This window comes from Lapillicoccus sp. (assembly GCF_025353065.1).
Taxonomy (GTDB): Bacteria; Actinomycetota; Actinomycetes; order Actinomycetales; family Dermatophilaceae; genus Lapillicoccus.
The window spans coordinates 1-17,223 of the sequence record NZ_JANXRJ010000181.1; the positions used below are offsets into that span (position 1 = coordinate 1).

General features: G+C 70.1%; 11 protein-coding genes and 1 pseudogene. 4 read left to right on the plus strand and 8 right to left on the minus strand.

The genetic code is table 11. From position 1 onward, the window contains the following. Nucleotides 1-78: 78 nt before the first annotated feature. Nucleotides 79-1,497, minus strand: a complete 1,419-nt coding sequence (locus Q0R63_RS14180) for an NAD(P)/FAD-dependent oxidoreductase (RefSeq protein ID WP_295698492.1) — start codon at nt 1,495-1,497, stop codon at nt 79-81. A gap of 474 nt (nt 1,498-1,971) precedes the next feature. On the opposite strand from Q0R63_RS14180, the gene Q0R63_RS14185 reads away from it, so the two are divergent. Beyond that, nucleotides 1,972-3,027: a hypothetical protein gene (locus Q0R63_RS14185; protein ID WP_295698495.1), complete on the plus strand. Its 1,056-nt coding sequence runs from the start codon at nt 1,972-1,974 to the stop codon at nt 3,025-3,027. 249 nt (nt 3,028-3,276) lie between these two features. Further along, entirely contained in the window at nt 3,277-3,867 is a 591-nt protein-coding gene (locus Q0R63_RS14190; protein ID WP_295698497.1) for a DoxX family membrane protein, read from the plus strand. Between the two features lie 33 nt (nt 3,868-3,900). On the opposite strand, the gene Q0R63_RS14195 is transcribed toward Q0R63_RS14190, so the two are convergent. Next, nucleotides 3,901-5,064 (minus strand): geranylgeranyl reductase family protein, encoded by a 1,164-nt coding sequence (locus Q0R63_RS14195; RefSeq protein WP_295698500.1) that lies wholly within the window; start codon nt 5,062-5,064, stop codon nt 3,901-3,903. A 150-nt stretch (nt 5,065-5,214) separates the two neighbouring features. On the opposite strand from Q0R63_RS14195, the gene Q0R63_RS14200 reads away from it, so the two are divergent. Further along, nucleotides 5,215-7,614 carry a 1-deoxy-D-xylulose-5-phosphate synthase N-terminal domain-containing protein gene (locus Q0R63_RS14200; RefSeq protein WP_295698502.1) on the plus strand — a complete coding sequence of 800 codons (2,400 nt, stop codon included), beginning with the start codon at nt 5,215-5,217 and terminating at the stop codon, nt 7,612-7,614. A gap of 30 nt (nt 7,615-7,644) precedes the next feature. On the opposite strand, the gene narI is transcribed toward Q0R63_RS14200, so the two are convergent. The 6 genes and pseudogenes from narI to Q0R63_RS14230 form a co-directional block, all read right to left on the minus strand. Further along, complete coding sequence (narI, locus tag Q0R63_RS14205; protein ID WP_295698505.1) at nt 7,645-8,373, minus strand: respiratory nitrate reductase subunit gamma; 729 nt, start codon at nt 8,371-8,373, stop codon at nt 7,645-7,647. Continuing rightward, the gene (gene narJ / locus Q0R63_RS14210) at nt 8,370-9,074 is read right to left on the minus strand and encodes a nitrate reductase molybdenum cofactor assembly chaperone (RefSeq protein WP_295698508.1); all 705 of its coding nucleotides are present in this window, start codon (nt 9,072-9,074) and stop codon (nt 8,370-8,372) included. The genes narI and narJ overlap by 4 nt, the downstream gene beginning before the upstream one ends. Nucleotides 9,075-9,129: 55 nt before the next feature. Continuing rightward, the gene (narH, locus tag Q0R63_RS14215) at nt 9,130-10,812 is read right to left on the minus strand and encodes a nitrate reductase subunit beta (RefSeq protein ID WP_295698515.1); all 1,683 of its coding nucleotides are present in this window, start codon (nt 10,810-10,812) and stop codon (nt 9,130-9,132) included. 40 nt (nt 10,813-10,852) lie between these two features. Then, nucleotides 10,853-14,582: pseudogene (locus Q0R63_RS14220) on the minus strand (nitrate reductase subunit alpha). Nucleotides 14,583-14,596: 14 nt separating this feature from the next. Continuing rightward, the gene (locus tag Q0R63_RS14225) at nt 14,597-15,091 is read right to left on the minus strand and encodes a hemerythrin domain-containing protein (RefSeq protein WP_295698518.1); all 495 of its coding nucleotides are present in this window, start codon (nt 15,089-15,091) and stop codon (nt 14,597-14,599) included. Further along, entirely contained in the window at nt 15,091-16,380 is a 1,290-nt protein-coding gene (locus tag Q0R63_RS14230; RefSeq protein ID WP_295698521.1) for a NarK/NasA family nitrate transporter, read from the minus strand. The genes Q0R63_RS14225 and Q0R63_RS14230 overlap by 1 nt, the downstream gene beginning before the upstream one ends. A 166-nt stretch (nt 16,381-16,546) precedes the next feature. Between Q0R63_RS14230 and Q0R63_RS14235 the strand changes: the two genes are divergently transcribed. Next, complete coding sequence (locus tag Q0R63_RS14235) at nt 16,547-17,218, plus strand: BON domain-containing protein (protein WP_295698524.1); 672 nt, start codon at nt 16,547-16,549, stop codon at nt 17,216-17,218. The last annotated feature ends 5 nt before the right edge of the window (nt 17,219-17,223 follow it).

Sequence of the window (17,223 nt, forward strand, 5' to 3'; positions counted from 1 at the left end):
CTGGCGCTGAGGTCGTGGTGTGCACACCACGACCTCGACGCCAGACCACGACCACAGCAGGGAAACCCCGGCCGCCGGCTAACCTCTGGCGAGATGACGCAGGGCGGAGCCCGCAGCGTTGAAGCCGCACATCCCGTGCACACCCGCACCGGGCGGGGTCGCCGACGAGCAGAGATACACACCCGGTATGCCGGTGGCGTAGGGGTCGAGGGCGAGGCGGGGGCGCAGGACCACCTGGGGCACGTCGTTGGCGCCGACCCCGATGTCCCCGCCCACGTAGTTGGGGTTGTAGCGGGCGAGGTCGGTCGTGGACCGCACCGCCGTCCCGACCACCCGGTCGCGGAACCCGGGGGCGAACCGCTCGATCTGGGCGGTGATCGCCTCGGTCGCGTCGCCCGGATAGCCATGGGGGACATGGGCGTACGCGTAGACGGGGTTGATCGAGCCGGCGCTGCGCGAGGGGTCGGCGAGGTACTGCTGGCCCATCAGCACGAACGGTCGCTGTGGCATCCGGCCCCGGTTGGTCTGCGCTTCCGCGTCGGCGATCTCCTCGAACGTGCCCCCCAGGTGCAGGGTGCCGGCGGAGCAGGCGTGCTCGTTGGTCCAGGGGACGTGACCCTCGACCGCGTAGTCCACCTTGAAGGCGGCCGGCCCGTAGCGGTAGTGGCGGTAGGCCCGGGCCACGCGGTCGGGCATCCGGCGGCCCGCGATCGACAGGGCGCCCAGCGGGGAGACCGAGAGCAGCGTCACGTCGGGAGAGCCCAGCTCGTCGAGATCGGTGACGTGCACCCCGGTCTCCACGGTCCCGCCGAGGGACGTGAGCAGGGAGACCATCGCGTCCGCGATCGCCTGTGACCCGCCGACCGCGACGGGCCAGCCGTAGGCGTGTCCCGCCGCGGCGAGCAGCAGGCCGACGGAGCTGGACAGCGGTTCGGTCAGCGGGGCGAAGGAGTGCGCAGCCACCCCGCCGAACAGCGCCCTGGTCTCCGGGCGCGACCACTGGCGGACCGTCCACGACGCCGGGGGCAGGGTCTGCAGCCCGAACTCGGCGAACGCCAGCAGGTGCCGCGGGACGTGCAGGATCGGCCGGAACACCTCCGCGGCGATCGCGTCGAAGTGCGCGGCCGTCCGGCCCAGAATGCGCCGCCACGCCGCCCCGTCCGGCCCCATCTCGGCCACCGTGCGGTCGACGGAACGCCACAGCGCACCGGCCCGCCCGCCGTCGAGCGGGTGGACGAGCTGGACGGCGGGCTCGGCCCACCGCAGCCCGTGCTCGTCGAGCGGCAGGCTCTGCAGGAACGGGGACCCGGCGCCGGTGGGATGGAAGGCCGAGCAGTCGTCGACCAGGAGGCCCGGCACGATCTTCTCGGTGGAGCGCACACCGCCGCCGACCTGGTCGGCGGCCTCGAGCACCCGCACCTGCACCCCCGACTGGGCCAGCCGGATGGCGGCAGCGAGCCCGTTGGGCCCGCTCCCGACCACGACCGCTGTGCTCATGCCGTCATCCTTGCGCACCGTATCCCCCGCTGCGAGTGCGGCTGCTGCCGAGGGTCGCCGCCTCCTGGGCGGCGGCACGGCTCCGCCGCGTGGAGCCCGACCTGCCTCGGACGCGGTGGAGCTCGGGCCGATCGGTGTGGCCGCGGCTCCCAGCCGTGACGCGGCATACAGGGTGAGGATCGGCTCGACCCGGTTGGGTAGCATCACGGCGACGACCTGGCCGGGCACCGCACCGCGCCGACAACGCTGTCCGGCGGCGGCTCGACCTCGCGGGCCGTCTGCGGGTAGGTGAGCGCGCGGAGATCGTCACGCAGGCAGACGCGGTCGTCGAGCTCGGGTGGGTGGTGCCCGGGCAGGTACGTCGTCGTCGGCGCTCACGGCTGTGCACGAGGTGCAACGCGCACAACGACCGACCACGACCGACGACGACCGACCACGACCCGACGACGACCGACGACGAGAGGGAGGCCGCTGATGGTCCACATCCTGCTGCTGCTGGGGTGTGCCGTGGTGATCTACCTGGCCTGCGAGTGGTTCATCAACGCCGTCGAGTGGCTCGGCGCACGGATGCAGGTCGGCTCGATCGCCGTCGGCTCGGTCCTCGCGGCGGTCGGCACCGCGCTGCCCGAGAGCGTGGTCACCCTGGTCGCGGTCCTGTTCGGCGGCAGTCGCGCGACGGACGACATCGCCGTGGGCGCGGCACTGGGTGGGCCCCTGGTGGTCGGCACCATCGCCTACGGGGTCACGGGTTTCATGCTGCTGCGCCGACGCGCCCGGCAGACCGCGGGCGGGTCGACCGCTCCCTCCCGCGCGGCTGGGTCGAGCGTTGGCGGCGGCTCGCAGATCGAGGGGCTCGATGCCGCCGACATCGGCCGGCTGGCGCGCGACCAGACCTGGTTCATCGCCATCTTCGTCGTCAAGGTCGCGCTCGGGGTGGTGGCCTTCGCGTTCAAGCCCTGGCTGGGCCTGCTGTTCTTCGCTGCGTATGCCGTCTACTTCTGGCGCGAGATGAGCGCCGACGGGGAGAAGGCCTCGCACGAGGACCTCGATCCGTTGAAGCTGCAGCCGCGCCGCACCGACCCGGCGACCTGGGCGGTCGTCCTGCAGACGCTGGCCACCGTCGCGGTGATCTTCGGCGCCTCCCGCCTGTTCGTGGCCCAGCTCGAATGGGCCGGGCCGGCCCTCGGCCTGTCCCCCCTCGTCACCGCGCTGCTGCTGTCCCCGATCGCGACCGAGCTCCCGGAGGTGCTCAACGCCATCATCTGGGTCCGGCAGGGCAAGACCCGCCTCGCCCTGGCCAACATCTCCGGCGCGATGATGATCCAGGCCACCGTCCCGTCCGGCATCGGCCTGCTGGGCACCCCGTGGCTCTTCGACACCCCCGCGCTGCTCTCCGGCGTCACCACCCTCGCCGTGGTCGTGTACCTGCTGGTCCTCTTCCGTGGCAACCGGATCACTGCCGCCACCCTCACCCTGGCCGGCTTGTTCTACGTCGCGTTCGCTGTCGCGCTCGTCGTCGACCTGACCTGACCTGACCTGACCTAATCTGACGTGCGACCGTGCGCCGTCGAACATACAGAAGGTGGTGGCCGGCCCGGCATACCGGGGTGAGTCGGGCACGGTTGATCCCTTTGTATGTTCGGCTGACCGCGCGGACGAGCCTCGCGGCCTGTCGTGGGGTGATCGTCCGAGGTCATCAGCGAACAAGTCGGGACATTGGTCCCCAGCGGATGGGCCCGGCGAGCGGGACTCTGGCTGTGTCAGCCACAGGAGGCAACCATGACCATCCACCAGCCCATCAAACCGATCACCCCCCGCCAATCAACCGCTCCCGTCTCCGAGGCCCCGATGACCTCGACCGCCGGGAAGGCCCTCGCGGCACTCCGGATATCCACCGGGTTCCTGTTCCTCTGGGCCTTCCTGGACAAGACGTTCGGCCTCAACTACGCCACACCCTCCGCCAAGGCCTGGATCCACGGCGGGTCACCGACCAACGGCTTCCTCAAGGGCGTTGCGGTCGGTCCGTTCGAGTCCACCGCCCACGCCATCGCGGGCACCTGGTGGGCCGACTGGATCTTCATGCTGGGGCTGCTCGGCATCGGTGTCGCCCTGATGGCCGGGATCGCGATGCGCATCGCCGCCGTCTCCGGGGTGGTGATGCTGGCCGGGATGTGGCTCGCCACCTACCCGCTGGCTCGGTTCGACAGCACCGGGGCAGCGACCAGCTCCACCGACCCCTTCGTCGACGAGCACCTCACCGAGGCACTGGTCCTGATCGTGCTCGCGGCCACCTGCGCCGGCACCACGTGGGGTCTTGGCCGGATGTGGGCCCGGCTCCCGTTGGTGAAGGCCCACCGCTGGGCGATCTGAACTCCGCCGCCCGCCAACCCCCGCCGGCCGACCTCAGCCGGGCCGGACGAGCCCGCGGACGAGACCCGCGGCCAGTCGGGGCGTGATCCGCCCGTCGCCGAGACCGATCTCGACGAGGTCGTCGAAGACGTGCTGGTCGCGGGCGGCGGCGGCGATGCCGGCCTCGATGACGCGCGTGCTCCGGGACAGGCGGGCGGCGGTCCAGGTATGCCGCAGGTGACTGTTGAGCAGCGTCCGCACCGCCGCCCGGTGCAGCGCCCCGGCCCGCTCGGGCCGTCGCACGGACAGCGCCTGCGCCGCGGCACGGCCGGCCGCGGAGCCGGTGGCGACGGCGTAGTAGATCCCCTCGCCCGTCATCGGGTTGATCAGCCCAGCAGCGTCTCCCACCAACAGGATCCGGCCCTCAGGCTGCTCGCGGCCCCAGCCCCATCCCGACAGTGGGAGGTGGTGGGCGCGCCAGGACGTGCCCGCTTCGGCCGCACCCGGGATCAGCCGCTCCAGCTCATCGAGGAAGAACGTGCGGGTGAGACCGGCGGAGGGGTCGGCCAGCTCGCCGTAGCCCACGTTGGACCAGCCGTCCCCTCGGTCGAACGCCCAGGCGTAGGAGGGCTGTTGGCGGACGCCGTAGCGGATGACCTGGCGACCCCGAACGGCTGGCAGGGTCGGCGCGTATCCCCGGAGGGCGATGGCGCGGCGGCCGCGGGGTGGGCCACCGACCTGGGCCCCGACGACGGACTGCGCGCCGTCGGCGCCGATCACCACCTTGGCCGAGAAGGTGTCGTCGATGACCACCCGACCGTGGCTGTCGCCGACGCCGACGCTGCGCACGCGGTGCCGGAGCAGGGTCGCACCGGCGCGGGTGGCGTGGGCGACGACGTTGGCGTCGAAGACCGTGCGGGGGATGACCCAGGTCGGACGGGCCATCCGTCCCTCGACGTGGCGCTGATCGTGGGAGAGGTTGAGGTGGCGCACCGGCGTCCAGCCCTCGACCACGTCCCGGGCGCCGAGGGCGTCGAGGACGTCGACCGCCTGGGAGGCGATCCCGTCGCCACAGCACTTGTCCCGAGGGAAGTCATGGCGGTCCAGCAGCAGGACGCTCGTCGTGGGCTCCCGAGTGAGCACCGACAGCGCGGCGGTCGCTCCGGCCGGACCGGCGCCGACCACGATCACGTCCCACTCCTGCAGCCCGGGGCTCACCGTCCGACAGTAGTTGACGTCCCCTCCACCACTGCTGGCGGCAGGCTGGGCCAGCGGTCGCCCGCGGCATACGGGAGGATCGTGCTGAGCCGCCAGGCTCGTCCGACACCTGCTGACCCCAGCACCACCGACCCCAGCTGAGGACCGCGCATGACCACCACCACCGACCCTGCCGCAGGCGCCTCCCGCACCGGCGCAGCTCACGACGACGGGGTGTTGCGCGAGATCGCCCAGCGCGTGCTGTGGCTGTCCGCCGCGATCGTCGACGCGGCGAACGCGGGGCGCCCCAACGCAACTGGCGTCAAGGTCGGTGGCCACCAGGCCTCGAGCGCGTCGATGGTCGACATCATGGTCGCGCTGTGGTTCGCCGAGCTGACCCCCCTCGACCGGGTCTCGGTCAAGCCCCACGCGTCCCCGGCCCTGCACGCGATCAACTACCTGCTCGGCGACCTCGACGAGTCCTACCTGCCCACCCTGCGCGCCAAGGGGGGACTGCAGTCCTACCCGTCGAGGCTGAAGGACCCGGACACCGTCGACTTCTCCACCGGCTCGGTCGGCATCGGGGCCACCGCGGCACTGTGGGCTGCGATGGCCCACCGCTACGTCGCGTCGCAGTTCCCCAGCGCCCCACCGGCCGGCCGGTTCGTCAGCCTGCTGGGTGACGCCGAGCTCGACGAGGGGGCCATCTGGGAGGCGGTCGCGGACCCGGCGGTCGCCAAGCTGGGTGAGCTGTTGTGGGTGGTGGATCTCAACCGGCAGTCGCTCGACCGGGTGGTGCCGGACATCCAGATCCAGCGGCTGCAGGGCATGTTCGCCGCGGCGGGTTGGCAGGTGGTCACCCTGAAGTGGGGTCGGCTCGTCAGTGAGCTCTTCGAGCGGCCAGGAGGCTCGGAGCTGCGGGCGCGGCTGGAGGCGATGCCCAACGAGGAGTATCAGCGGATGCTCCGCGTCGACCCTGCGCAGGTCGCCCAGCGCCTCCTTGCCGGTGGGGACAGCACCGGTGGGGACAGCACCCGTGGGGACAGCACCGGTGAGGTCAGTGCCGAGCTGTCGAGGCTGCTGTCCTCCATCCCGGCGGGCGAGTTGGCGGCCGCGGTCCGCGACCTGGGCGGGCACGACCTGGGTCTCCTCGTCGACACCTTCCAGGCCGTCGACACCCACCGGCCGACCGTCGTCTTCGCCTACACGGTGAAGGGTCGCGGCCTGCCGACCGAGGGCCACCCCAACAACCACTCCGCCCTGCTCACCGGCCCGCAGCTGCAGGCGCTCGCTGCCGTATGCCGCGTGGATACCGCGGCGCCCTGGCAGCGGTTCGACATCGGGACGCCGGCCGGGCAGCTGTGCGACCGGCGCGCTCGAGCACTCCGGCGCGAGCCGGTCGCGCCTGCCGGCTCCGTGTCGGTCCCGACCTCCCTGGGGCACTCGCACCGCAAGACGATCTCCACGCAGGCCACCCTCGGTCGCCTGCTCGCCGACCTCACCCGCGACGCACCCTCGGCGGCGGCCCGGATCGTGACCTGCAGCCCCGACGTCGCCTCCTCGACGAACCTCGGCGGCTGGATCAACAAGACCGGCGTCTGGTCGGTCGAGGACCGGCGGGACTGGTTCGCCGACGACGCCGAGCGGGTGCTGCGCTGGCACGAGGTCAGCAACGGCCAGCACATCGAGCTCGGCATCGCCGAGGTCAATCTCGTCTCGCTGCTGGGCGAGCTCGGGGCGACATGGTCACGCTGGGGCGAGCGGCTCATCCCGATCGCGACGCTCTACGACCCCTTCGTCTCACGGGCCCTCGAGCCGTGGTCCTACGGCATCTACGCCGGGGGCCAGTCCATCCTCGTCGGCACCCCGTCGGGGGTCACGCTCGCGCCGGAAGGTGGTGCGCACCAGTCGATCACGACTCCGTCCATCGGTCTCGAGCAGCCCGGCTGCGTCGCCTGGGAGCCGGCCTTCGCGCAGGACCTCGAGTGGTGCTTCCTGCACGCGATGGGCACGGTCGGCGTGGTCGGCGGGACGTCGTCCTACTTCCGGCTCTCCACGAGGCCGATCGACCCGGAGCTCGCCGCGGTGCCGGAGGACCCGGTCCTCCGGGAGCGACGTCGTCAGCAGGCGGTCGCCGGCGGCTACCGGCTCCCGGCCCGGCACCCGATGTCGTCCGAGGAGGTCACCCTCGTCGGGGTCGGCGCGATCATGCCGGAGGTCCTCGCCTCGGCCCGCGCCCTCACGGAGCTCGGCATCCGGGCCGGGGTCGTCTGCCTGACCAGCCCGGACCTCGTCTTCCGCTCGTTCCAGCAGAGTGGTCGACGCACCCCGGGGACGGGCGGCAGCATCCTCGAGGAGCTCTTCCCCGCCCGCCACCCGGCACCGCTGGTGACCGTCCTCGACGGGCACCCGCACACCCTGTCGTTCCTCGCCGGCGCGCGCGGCGACCGGATCCGCTGCCTCGGGGTGACCGAGTTCGGCCAGTCCTCCGACCTCGACGACGCCTACCGGCTGCACGGCATCGACACCGGCTCCGTCACCGACGCGGCCCTGACCCTGCTGGGGCGGTGAGCGACCTCCCGCGACTCCGTCCGTGTGCTCTCACTTCACTTTTTCCCAACCGCGGCGCGGCTTCCGGCTGCCGAGCTGGTCGTCGCGGCTGCGGTAGACGATGTAGGGCCGGGTCAGGTAGCCCAGCGGGGCGCTGAAGACGTGGACGAGGCGGGTGAACGGCCACAGGGCGAAGAGCGCGAAGGCGGCGAGGGCGTGCAGCTGGAACCCGATGGGCGCTGCCGCCATCAGCTCCGGGTGCAACGAGAAGCGGAAGATCCCGCGGAACCAGACCGACACCCCGTCCCGATAGTCGTAGTGACCGAAGACGTTCGAGATCACGGTGTTGACCAGACCGAGGACGATGACCGTTGCCAGCACGGCATACATCGTCTTGTCCATCTTCGTCGTGGCCGTGAAGACAGGCCCGACGGTGCGACGGCGGTAGATCAGGATCGACATGCCGACCACCGTGCTGACCCCGGCGACGGTGCCCACGCTGACCGCCATGAAGTGGTAGAGACCCTCGGAGATGCCGACGAACTCGGTCCAGGACTTGGGGATCCCGAGGCCCATGACGTGGCCGGCGAGGACGAAGAGGATGCCGAAGTGGAACAGTGGGCTGCCGAGGCGCAGGAGGCGGTTCTCGTAGACCTGGGACGAGCGGGTGGTCCAGCCGAACTTGTCGTACCTGTAGCGCCACAGGTGACCGACGACGAACACGGTCAGGCAGACGTAGGGGACGACCACCCACAACAGGACCTCGGCGCCGGTGGTCATCGTCGAGCCCCGCGCATCGACGGCGAGAAGGTGGGCAGGGGGAGAGCGACCGCTCGGTGCGGCTCCGGCATGTACTCCGGTGGCGCGAACGGGGCCAGCCCGACCTCCTCGGCCGGCGGCCCTTCGGCGGCGAGCTTCATCACCGCCTTCCGGTCATCGCCACGCAGCGGTGGAAGCGTCGCGCAGACCGCCTCGACGACGCTCGACCAGGGGGAGCCGAGGTCGGTGAGAGCCAGGCGCAGCAGCTCCAGGCCGGCCCGGTGGTCCATGAGCAGGTCCCAGGCCGCGCCGGTGTCGGCGGTTGCCCCGAACTCGAGCAGCACGCTGAGGTGGTCGGGCAGCTCGGCGTCGGTCAGCTCCATCCCGGCGGCCCGGTATGCCGTCTTGAACCGGAGCAGGGCGACCCCGCGGTTGCGCGTGTCGCCGTGCTGGAAGTACGTCAGGTAGAGGCAGCACCGTCGCTGGTGGTCGAAGGTGGACACGAAGGCCTGAGCCAGCTCGGTCTGACTCGTGTGCTCGAGGTGGCCGAGGAAGGCGCGCAAGGGATCGGCGACCGAGGGCGGCAGCTGGTCGGTCGCCTGGCGGACGAGGCCCGCGAGCCGCAGGAGGTCGTCGTCCGGGTAGCCGAGCAGCAGGGAGGCGCTCTGCCAGGCCAGACGCAGTCGCCGCTCGTCCAGGCGCGGCCGCGGGTGGGTCGTCATGATCGTGCCTCGAAGTCGGGCTGGTCGGCTGGTCGGGCTGATCGGGCTGGTCGGGCTAATCGGGCTGGTCGGGCTGGTCGGGCTGGGACACGTCGGAGCCAGGGAAGAGACCCGCGGGCTTGCCGTGGCCGTCCCAGTTGAGGAGGTTGACCCGGCCGTGGGTGCTCGTGGTCGCTGATGCCGTGTCGCTGGTCTGCCGGTCGCGCAGCATCTGGAAGTTCTCGACCGTGATGGGTGTCGGGGCCCCCGAGCCCTCGCCGAAGGGTCCTGACCCGCCCATCCCCGGTCCGCGGTCGAAGTCCCGGCTGCACTCGGTCGCGAGCTCCTCCAGGGAGTGGGCCTGCTCCGCGTGGGCGGGCGGGATGACATACCTCTCGTCATACTTGGCAATGGCGAGTAGGCGATACATGTCCTGGACCTGCTCGCCGGTCATGCCGACGGCGGCCGCCAGGGACTCGTCTGCGGGTCGGCCCATGGTGATCTCCCGCATGTAGGAGCGCATGGCGGCCAGCCTGCGCAGCACCGACTCGACCGGTGCCGTGTCGCCGGCCGTGAAGAGCTCGGCGAGATACTCGACGGGGATGCGCAACGCCTCGATCGCGGCGAAGAGGTTCCGGCCGTCCTCGGCGTCGTGACCGGTGTCGCGGATGATGTCGACGACCGGGGACAGCGGCGGGATGTACCAGACCATCGGCATCGTCCGGTATTCCGGGTGCAGCGGCAACGCCACGCGAAAGGTGTTGATCAGCGCCCAGATCGGCGACTGCTGGGCAGCGAGGATCCAGTCGCGGGGGATCCCGGCCCGCTCGGACTCCCGGATGACGTGGGGGTCGAGGGGGTCGAGGAAGACCCCGCGCTGGGCCTCGTAGAGGTCGTGGTCGTCCTCGGTCGAAGCCGCCTCGAGCACCTTGTCCGCGTCATAGAGCATCAGCCCGATGTAGCGCAGGCGTCCGACGCACGTCTCGGCGCACACGGTGGGTTGTCCCACCTCGATGCGCGGGAAGCAGAACGTGCACTTCTCGGCCTTGCCGGTCTTGTGGTTGAAGTAGATCTTCTTGTAAGGGCACCCCGAGACGCACATGCGCCAGCCGCGGCACCGGTCCTGGTCGACCAGGACGATGCCGTCCTCGCTGCGCTTGTAGATCGCCCCCGACGGGCAGGAGGCGACACAGGACGGGTTGAGGCAGTGCTCGCAGATCCGGGGCAGGTAGAACATGAAGGTCTGCTCGAACTCGAACTTGACCTTGTCACCGAGGTTCTTGAGCATCACGTCCTTGTGGCCGTGGTCGATCGACCCACCGAGGTCGTCGTCCCAGTTGGCGCTCCAGGTGATCTTCATGTCGTTGCCGGTGATCAGGGACTTCGGTCGGGCCACCGGGATGTGTTGTTGCGCAGGCGCATCGGTGAGGGTGGAGTAGTTGTAGGTCCACGGCTCGTAGTAGTCCTGGATCGACGGCAGCTTGGGGTTGGAGAAGATGTGCAGCAGCTTGCTGACGCGGCCGCCGCCCTTGAGCGCGAGGTTCCCCCGCTTGTTGAGCGTCCAGCCACCCTTCCACTTCTCCTGGTCCTCGTACTGACGTGGGTATCCCTGGCCGGGCCGGGTCTCGACGTTGTTGAACCAGACGTACTCGGTGCCCGAGCGGTTGGTCCACGCCTGCTTGCAGGTCACCGAGCAGGTGTGGCAGCCGATGCACTTGTCGAGGTTCATCACCATGGCCATCTGGGCCATCGGCCTCATCGGGTGACCCTGTTCGGCTGTCGTGTTCGCCTGGTGGGCATCAGTACTGAACCTCCTGGGAGCGTCGGCGGATGATGGTGATCTCGTCGCGTTGGTTGCCGGTCGGACCGAGGTAGTTGAAGGCGAAGCAGAGCTGCGCGTAGCCCCCGATGAGGTGGCTCGGCTTGATCATCAGTCGGGTCAGGGAGTTGTGGATCCCGCCGCGTCTGCCCGAGGTCTCGGCGATGGGGACGTCGATCAACCGGTCCTGGGCGTGGTGCATGTAGACGGTGCCCTCGGGCATCCGGTGGCTGACGATGGCCCGCGCGACGACGACACCGTTGCGGTTGACCGCCTCGATCCAGTCGTTGTCGGAGATGCCGACCTTGGCCGCGTCCTCCTTGCTCATCCAGATCGTCTGGCCGCCCCGGGAGAGGGAGAGCATGAACAGGTTGTCCTGGTACTCCGAGTGGATCGACCACTTGCTGTGCGGGGTGAGGTAGCGAACGGCGATCCCCAGTGCGCCGGTCTCGCCGACGGCCGGCTCCCCGAACAGCGCCTGCATGTTCAGTGGCGGCCGGTAGACCGGGAGGGCTTCGCCCATCTCGGTCATCCAGTCGTGGTCGAGATAGAAGCTCATCCGCCCGGTCAGGGTGTGCCACGGCTTGAGTCGTTCGACGTTGATCGTGAAGGGGGAGTAGCGCCGTCCGCCGGCCTCGGACCCGGACCACTCGGGCGAGGTGATGACGGGGACGGGAGGGCCTTGGGTGTCGGCGAAGGTGATCTGCTTGCCCTCGTGCTCGGCGGCCAGGTCGGCCAGCCTGACGCCGGTCCGTTTCTCCAGCGTCCGGAAACCCTGGGCGGCGAGCTGGCCGTTCGTCGTGCCCGACATCGCGAGGATGGCCTCGCAGGCGTCGACGTCGCGGGCGAGCGACGGTCGCCCGTCGGCGACACCGCCGCGCACGGCGCCGTTCTTGTGCCGCAGGTAGTCGACCTGCTCTCCCAGCTCGAAGGTGACCCCCTTGGTCGTCCCCCCGAGGGTGTCCATCAGCGGACCCAACGCGGCCATCTTGGCGCCGATGGCGGCGTAGTCGCGTTCCACGACAACGATCTTCGGCATCGACACCCCCGGGACGGGTTCGCACTCGCCCGCCTTCCAGTCGGCCACGACACCGTGGGGGTTCGCGAGCGCATCGGGAGTGTCGTGCGTCAGGGGGACGGCGACCACGTCCCGACGCACGCCGAGATGCGGGCCGGCCAGCTCGCTGAACCGCCTGCCGATGGTCATGAACGCATCCCAGTCGGTGCGGGTCTGCCAGGGCGGGTTGATGGCCGGGTTGAAGGAGTGGACGAACGGGTGCATGTCGGTGGTGTTCAGATCGTGCTTCTCGTACCAGGTGGCGGCCGGAAGGACGACGTCGGAGAAGATCGTCGTGCTCGTCATCCGGAAGTCCAGGGTGAGGAGCAGGTCGAGCTTGCCGGTCGGTGCCTCGTCGTGCCAGCGGACGCCCCGCGGGCGCATCCCCTCGGGGGTCTCGGTGGCGCGGACCGAGTGCTCGGTGCCGAGCAGGTGCTTGAGGAAGTACTCGTTCCCCTTGGCCGACGACCCGAGCAGGTTGGCCCGCCAGATGGTCAGGACCCGAGGGAAGTTCTCCGGGGAGTCCGGGTCCTCGCTCGCGAATCTCAGCCGGCCGGCCTTCAGCTCCTCGACGACGTGCTCGCCCGCGGGTCGCCCCGACGCGGCGGCCTCGTCGGCGAGGTCCAAGGGGTTGCGGTCGAAGGTCGGATAGGACGGCATCCAGCCCATCCGCGCTGACTGGGCGATGACGTCGGCCGTCGTCTTGCCCGCCAGCTGGCCGCCGGCGGTCGCCGACGCCAGGGTGTCGGCGCCGAAGTTGTCGTAGCGGAACTGGTCGGAGTGCAGGTACCAGTACGCGGTCTGGATCATGTTGCGCGGTGGCCGGGACCAGTCCAGGGCGTTGGCGACCTGGGTGTATCCGGTGAGCGGTCGCACCTTCTCCTGCCCGACGTAGTGCGCCCACCCGCCACCGTTGACACCCTGGCAGCCGGTGAGGTTGGTCAGGGTGAGGAACGCGCGATAAATCGTGTCGGAGTGGAACCAGTGGTTCGTCCCGGCGCCCATGATGATCATCGAGCGCCCTCGCGACTCCTCCGCGTTGGCCGCGAACTCCCTGCCGATCCTCGCCGCAGCCGCAGCGGGGACGCCCGTGACCGCCTCCTGCCAGGCCGGGGTGTAGGGCTCGATGGCGTCGTCGTACCCGCTGGGCCAGCGGCCCGGCATACCGTCTCGCCCCACGCCGTACTGGGCGAGCATGAGGTCGAAGACCGTCGTGACGAGGTGCCCGTTGACCCGACGGACCGGCACGCCGCGGGTCAGCACCGCGGCAGCCCCTGTGGGGTCGTCGAAGCGCGGGAGCTGCACCGGCACCGGGGCCAGGTCGCCGCCCGCAGCGCTCAGCATCGGCGCGACGTCACCGAGGTCGAGGTTCCATCTCCCGACCCCGGCATCCCCGTAGCGGTGACCCAACGAGCCGTTCGGCACGACGGCGCCACCGGTCGCCCTGTCGAGGAGCACGGTCTTGAAGGCCGCGTTCTCGCTGGCCTCCTCTTCACCGCCAAGGTCTTCTGCCGTGAGGAACTTGCCTGATACGTATGCCTGCTGGCCGTCAGCAGGCGGCTCGTGGGCTGGCTCGAGCTTGATGAGGAACGGCAGGTCGGTGAAGCGCGAGACGTAGTCGGTGAAGTAGGGCACGTTCCTGTTGACGAAGAACTCCGTCAGGATCACGTGGCCCATGGCCATCGCCAAGGCGCCATCGGTGCCGGGGCGCGGAGCGAGCCACTCGTCGGCGAACTTGACGTTGTCGGCGTAGTCCGGCGCGACGGCGATGACCTTCTGACCCCGGTAGCGGGCCTCGGTCATCCAGTGCGCGTCCGGGGTGCGGGTGACCGGGAGGTTGGAGCCCCACATGATCAGGTAGCCGGCGTCCCACCAGTCCCCGGACTCCGGGACGTCGGTCTGGTCGCCGAAGACCTGAGGCGATGCGACGGGGAGGTCGGCGTACCAGTCGTAGAAGCTGAGCATCGAGCCGCCGATGAGGTTGACGAACCGGGCTCCCGAGGCGTGGGAGACCATCGACATCGCCGGGATGGGGGAGAACCCGGCGACCCGGTCCGGTCCCCAGCGCTTGATCGTGTGGACGTGGGCGGCCGCGACGATCTCCGTCGCCTCCTCCCAGGAGCTGCGGACGAGCCCGCCCTTGCCCCGGGCGGACTTGTAGCGCCCGGCCCGCGCCGGGTCGTCGACGATGTCCGCCCACGCGAGGACGGGGTCACCGAGCCGCGCCTTCGCTTCTCGGTACATCTCGAGGAGGACCCCGCGGACGTAGGGGTAGCGCACCCGGGTGGGGGAGTAGGTGTACCAAGAGAAGGCGGCACCGCGGGGACACCCGCGGGGCTCGTACTCCGGTCGGTCCGGGCCGACCGACGGGTAGTCGGTCTGCTGGGACTCCCAGGTGATGATGCCGTCCTTGACGTAGACCTTCCACGAGCAGGATCCCGTGCAGTTCACCCCGTGGGTGGAGCGGACGACCTTGTCGTGCGACCACCGGTCCCGGTAGAAGGTGTCGGCTTCGCGACCGCCCACCTTTGTGCAGGGCACGGTGATCGGGGGAGACCTCGGACCGGGTGAAGAAGCGTCTGGTCGCGACCATCGCCTGGGTGATCGGGTCATCGAGCTGCGGGGGCGTCTTTCGGGGGTCCGTCCTCGACATCAGGGATCCTCTTTTCAGTGGTTCGGCCAGGCGCGGTGGGGATGGACGAGGGGAAGGGCGCTTCCCACCCGGGTCCTGATCTCGTCGATGCGCTTCCACTGGTCGGTGTCGAGGGCGACCAGAGCGGCCGGGAAGAGGCCGTCCTGCTCCTTGAGGATGTGCTCCCTCAGAAGGTAGAGGGTGGCCAGGAGCCGAGCAGGCCACGAGGGGTCCCCGGGGACGCCGAAGGCACTCTCGGCCAGGACGGCTTCGATCTGGCGGTGCTCGGCACGCAGGACACCGACGTGATCGGGGAAGTCTGCTGCCAGACACGGGAAGAGCCCCTCTTCCTCCACGGACGTGTGGGGACGAAGGAGCTCGACGATCAGTCGACTGGTGATGGCTGCCGAGTCGAGCTCCCCCGCGCCCACCTGTCGGCCGATCTCGCCGGCGGCGATCACGATGGCATCGTGCTCGCGGGTGAGCTCGGCGATGGAGTCGATCTGCTGGCAGCCGCAGTACTCGCACATCACGTCTGCCCGACTGGTGTTGGCGCCGCCGGCGTGCTGGCTGTTGACAGGTCATCGACCGAGGATCCGCTCGCCCGTCGGACCACGGTGACCGTCAGCAGCAGGGTGGCTGCCGACACCACGGCGAGCAGTCCCAGGCCCAGGCCGTAGGAGCCGGTGCGACCGTGGACGTAGCCCATGACGAGGGGTGGGACGAAGCCGCCCAGTCCGCCGGCCGCTCCCACGAGACCGGTGACCGCGCCGACCTTCGTCGGCGGTGCCACGCGTGCGACGAGGGCGAACGTCGCTCCGCTTCCGGCGCCCAGGGCTGCTGCCATCGCGAGGAACGCCAGCGTGCCTACCGGCATCAGTGGTGGGGTGAAGGCCTGGACGGCGGCACCGAGCGCGACCACGGCATACGTGGTGGCGAGGACCGGCACCGGGCCGAACCGGTCCGAGAGCCACCCACCGAGCGGCCGGAGGACGACGGCCACCAGGACGAAACCCGCCATCCGGTTGGCGGCGTCCGCCTGCTCGAGCCCGTATGCCGTCTTGAGGTAGGCCGGGAGGTAGACCGAGAACGCGACATAGCCGCCGAACGACACGGCGTAGAGGACGGACGCCCGCCACGTGATGGACAGCCTTGCCGTCGCGACGAGCCGGGCGCCCAGACCTCCCGTCGGCAGGGTGCGGCCCGGGGCATCACGTAGCAGAAGCCAGGCAGCAACCGAGTAGACGGCCAGGGCGACTGCGGTGATGAGGAACGGTGTCGCAGGGCCGTGCGACGAGACCAGTGTGACGGTGGTCAGCGCGCTGATCGCCGTCCCGCCCATCCCGGCCCCGAAGACCCCCAGGGCGAGACCTCGGCGCTCAGGAGGGAACCAGGCGCTCACCAACGGCACCCCCACGGCAAAGGCGGTGCCACCGATGCCCAGGAAGAAGCCGCCGATCAACAGAGCCGTCAGGGACGTCTGCCCCGCAAGACCCACGAACAGAACCGGCACGATCGTCGCGAGAGAGACCAACGGGAACATGGCCCTGCCGCCGAACCGGTCGGTCAGTGCCCCCACGGGGATGCGGCCGAGCGAGCCCACGATGACGGGCACGGCCACGATCAGGGCTTGTTGCGACCCGGAGAGACCCAGGATGTCCTTGAACCGTGGACCCAGCGGGCTCAGCAGGGCCCAGGCCCAGAAGTTCACGGCGAACCCGAGGGTGGCCACAACAAGCATGACCGCTGGTTGACGGTGGGAGGTGACCTCGTGGTCCACCCTTCGCCCGCCGCCCGCGTCGTTCTCCTGTGTGCTCATGCGCCGTTTCCCCACGTCTCGGAGTCTGTGCAGCAGAAAGTGCCGCGAGCCTCGAGCCTGGCGGGGATGACATCGGGGGAACAGAGCCCAAGGTCCCTGGTGGGCACACCGTGCGGCAGGGACCAAGGACTCTGGCCCCCGACGGGCCGGCGAGCAGCATGAAGGTATGACCCAGACACAGCACAACACCGACCACCAGCTCAAGGCCTCCATCACCCGCGCCCTCGAGTGGGCGCCCGACGTCAACTCGAACCACATCGGGGTGTCCGTCACGGACGGCGCCGTCATCGTCTCCGGTGAGGTCCTGACCTATCCCGAGAAGACCGCGGCGATCAAGGCCGCCCTGAGTGTCCACGGCGTCACCGGGATCGCGGACGAGCTCCTCGTCAAACACAACTGGGGTACGCGTGCTGACGTCGACGTCGCCCGCGACACGACCGCGGCGCTGAAGGCGAGCTCCGTCGTGCCCGTCGGTGCGGTCAAGGCGACGGTGCAGGACCGCTGGATCACCCTCACCGGCGAGGTCCACTGGAACTACCAGCGTGAAGCGGCCGCCCATGTCGTGGGCGAGATCTCGGGCGTCTCCGGGGTCCACAACCACATCTCGATCAAGCCCAACCTGACCTTCGTCGCCGTCGACGCCAAGGCGAGCGTCAAGTCTGCTCTCGTCCGGAGCGCCCTGACGGACGCTCGGAACATCGACGTCACCAGCAGCGGCACCGCATTGACGCTCTCGGGAACCGTCCACTCCTGGAACGAGTTCCGTGAGGCCGGCGATGCGGCGTGGGCCACTCCTGGAGTCACGCTGGTCACGAACGACCTCATCGTCGTCTCCTAGCCACC

What these genes read in the sequence shown, in the direction of transcription:
- Q0R63_RS14180 (WP_295698492.1), bottom strand. Translation starts at nt 1,497, where the DNA reads ATGAGCACAGCGGTCGTGGTCGGGAGCGGGCCCAACGGGCTCGCTGCC.
- Q0R63_RS14185 (WP_295698495.1), top strand. Translation starts at nt 1,972, where the DNA reads ATGGTCCACATCCTGCTGCTGCTGGGGTGTGCCGTGGTGATCTACCTG.
- Q0R63_RS14190 (WP_295698497.1), top strand. Translation starts at nt 3,277, where the DNA reads ATGACCATCCACCAGCCCATCAAACCGATCACCCCCCGCCAATCAACC.
- Q0R63_RS14200 (WP_295698502.1), top strand. Translation starts at nt 5,215, where the DNA reads ATGACCACCACCACCGACCCTGCCGCAGGCGCCTCCCGCACCGGCGCA.
- narI (WP_295698505.1), bottom strand. Translation starts at nt 8,373, where the DNA reads ATGACCACCGGCGCCGAGGTCCTGTTGTGGGTGGTCGTCCCCTACGTC.
- narJ (WP_295698508.1), bottom strand. Translation starts at nt 9,074, where the DNA reads ATGACGACCCACCCGCGGCCGCGCCTGGACGAGCGGCGACTGCGTCTG.
- narH (WP_295698515.1), bottom strand. Translation starts at nt 10,812, where the DNA reads ATGAGGCCGATGGCCCAGATGGCCATGGTGATGAACCTCGACAAGTGC.
- Q0R63_RS14225 (WP_295698518.1), bottom strand. Translation starts at nt 15,091, where the DNA reads ATGTGCGAGTACTGCGGCTGCCAGCAGATCGACTCCATCGCCGAGCTC.
- Q0R63_RS14230 (WP_295698521.1), bottom strand. Translation starts at nt 16,380, where the DNA reads ATGAGCACACAGGAGAACGACGCGGGCGGCGGGCGAAGGGTGGACCAC.
- Q0R63_RS14235 (WP_295698524.1), top strand. Translation starts at nt 16,547, where the DNA reads ATGACCCAGACACAGCACAACACCGACCACCAGCTCAAGGCCTCCATC.